Source organism: Fructilactobacillus sp. X3R2C1 (genome assembly GCF_059901235.1).
Genome location: NZ_JBWXVA010000053.1, coordinates 1 through 256, shown reverse-complemented (window position 1 = coordinate 256; position 256 = coordinate 1). Strand labels below are relative to the sequence as shown.

The window sequence follows — 256 nt, the reverse complement described above, 5'->3', positions numbered from 1 at the left end:
ATGACAAAGTAACTTCGCAAACCACCTACAATCAGCAGATAGAGCCATTCACGCATATAAAAAATATTCGTCCCGCCCAGCACACCTCGCACGAATAACTCCACCAGGTTGGAGGAAAAATCTATACCGGTGATGATACCACCAAGCAATAGCGGGGGAATTTCATGAAAACGGTGTTTGAGCTTGCTTAGCCCATAGGCAAAGACCACATAGTATAAACCTGCTCCAAGGTTATCTTGCATGCTCTCTAGTACGG

1 protein-coding gene is annotated in these 256 nt (G+C 45.3%); it reads right to left on the bottom strand.

Going from position 1 to position 256, the window contains the following annotated elements; all coding sequences use genetic code 11:
- Positions 1-242 (bottom strand): hypothetical protein (locus AC6UDB_RS07125; RefSeq protein WP_500709566.1); only part of this gene is annotated, 242 nt, incomplete at its 3' end.
- Between the last annotated feature and the right edge of the window lie 14 nt (positions 243-256).